Here is a 2,302-nt window from a genome sequence, read left to right as displayed (position 1 = left end):
ATAGTGCGTCCTTCCACTCAGGGGAAAAGACTGCACCATCAAACCCTGGGATCAAACATCTAGCCCCAGGGATCGACGTTGAATGTTGCGGTTTCAGGCCGCAGAATGGTTGCAACATCGTTCGTCAGGTCGTGACCGTCAATGGTGATGCCATCGACATAGAGGTTGCGGTCGGTGGCGGCGGAACCACCCCAGCCGTCGTTCAGAAAAGCGACACCGACGGTTTTAGGTACCGCCGTCAGGCCGTTAAAGGTGAAATCCTGGGTCGCCCCGTTCGCGTGGGAGGCCGTCACCGTGCCGCTTCCGATTACCTTCCCATCGACCAGGACGTTGAACTTGGCATCGCCCTGCCAGGCATCCTCCGAAAGGTGGAGGGTCAGACTGTGGGCCGCGGCGGGCGGGTTGGTGCCAACCGTGGTGGTGGAGGTACCAGAGCGAAGGAGCGCCGCGGCGACCATCTTTTCCTGGCCGGCGTAAGCGATGCTGTCCACGTAGAGATTGCGGTCTGTGGCGGCGCTCCCGCCCCAACCGTCGTTGAGGAAGGTAACGGAGACCTGGTGCTGGCCGGTGGCGAGGCCACTGATAACAACATCGTTGTGCTCGCCAGCGGCGTGGGAAGCGATGGCAGTGCGGATGCCGCCGATCTGCTTGCCGTCGACGGCAACGGTAAACTGGGCATCCCCCTGCCAAGCATCCTCGGAGACGCGGATAATGAGGTCGGTCGGCACCGGAAGGGACGGCGGCAGGATCATGGACTTGGGTGGCTGAGGAACCCCGTCCATCCCAAGGCCATCGTAGGGGTGGGACAGGTCGGAAACGGGCCGGGCGGCAAGCTTGGTGATGGCCAACACCTGCGCCGGTCCGACAGCAATGCGGTTGGCTGCCAGACCAAAGACAGAGTCGTTGGCGACGTAGGCCTGAACCGAAGTTGCGTTGAGTAGAAGCGAGGCGCTGGGCGAGGCAAGATCGTTCACCACTGTGTTGCCTGTGATGGAGATGCTCGATCCGGAATAGGCGGTTCCCTCCCCGCCGAAGTGGATGATGGCGGGGTTCTGGGACTTGGCACCCTGCTCGATAACGTTGTCGGCAATCACGACCTTGCCGCCGTTTGGCACGTCGATGGAGTAACTGCCGGTTCCGGTGGCGCCGTCCGCAATCCGGCTGTGAGTGACAATGGTCTCGTGGGCGCGACTCTTGATCTGGTGGCCCACGATCGCGTCGTGGAAATAAGAGTTATCGATGCTGAGCTTGGCAATCTCGCCCACGTAGAGGTTGTGAGTGTAGCCGTCGCCTGTGCCGTTCTTTGCGAACTCGGAGTCCCTGATCGTGATGGTGCCGGTGGTGGATGGGTTGGCAAGCAGGCCGTTCTGATTGTTCTCGAACAGGCAGTCCTCGACGACCAGGTTGCCACCCTGGTAGCGGATGCCGGCACCATTGCCGTCGGCAACTTTCGCACCGGAGAATGCGACATCCCGGATCGTCACATCGGTGTTGGTCGTCAGGATTGCCTTGCCATTCGGCGGCGCCTGAGTGGCGTTGAGGCGAACCATGCCGCCGACGCCCTCGATGGTAATCTTGGTGTTGATGGTGGCGAAGTCGTTTGTATAGGTGCCCGCCTGCACCGCGAGCACGTCGCCGTCACGAGACGCGGCAATGGCAGCGGCGATGGTGGTGTACTGCTTGCCAACTCCGACAGTTAACGTCGTCATCCCTGATCCCTTCCTCCTGCTCGAGCGGCTCCAGCGGACTTGCGGCCATGGAGCGTTTCGTTGCGATTTCGGGTTGAGGAGTTATCAGGGTTGGAGGCGAGCAACAGCCAGTAAGACCCGCGAAACAGCGGCACAGATCATTTCAGCAAAATCACCATCACGCATTCGTGATATAACAGACTTTATACCTAATGGAACACGCTCCGAGCAAAGTTGCCATGCTGTGGCGTGCTCATTGGCAACACAAAAAGCGCCGTGGTCTCGGTGTTGTGATGTACTTCGAGGTTTTAGGGACTCGACAGATGACTTTCTAAAGAAACTCCTGAAGCCGACGCTGCCAAGCGTCGTAGGCGCTGAATGCTTCTGTTCATCAGCGATCAAGCAAGCGCCCACGGGATGGCGTGGGTCGCCGGCAAGCGACCTAGCAATGAAGTAGAGGTTCTATTGACCTTCCCCCGCTGCGGTGGACACGGGTTAAGGCCTACGCGGCCGCGGCGAGTTGTTCCATCTCAGCTGGCGCTTTGTAGCCAATCGCTGAATGGAGGCGCTGTCGATTATAGAAGCCTTCGATGAAGGCGAAGAGGGTGGATCGT

At 59.8% G+C, this 2,302-nt stretch carries 1 protein-coding gene; it reads right to left on the bottom strand.

Annotation, left to right across the window (positions count from 1 at the left end; all coding sequences use genetic code 11):
- Positions 1-59: 59 nt before the first annotated feature.
- Positions 60-1,709: a carbohydrate-binding domain-containing protein gene (locus ACFFIC_RS11375; RefSeq protein ID WP_377050312.1), complete on the bottom strand. Its 1,650-nt coding sequence runs from the start codon at positions 1,707-1,709 to the stop codon at positions 60-62.
- Positions 1,710-2,302 lie beyond the last annotated feature (593 nt).

The sequence above is a fragment of the Muricoccus vinaceus genome (assembly GCF_042433125.1).
Lineage (GTDB): Bacteria > Pseudomonadota > Alphaproteobacteria > Acetobacterales > Acetobacteraceae > Roseomonas > Roseomonas vinacea.
The sequence above is the reverse complement of the archived record's forward strand: the minus strand, read 5'-3'. Positions and strand labels throughout refer to the sequence as shown.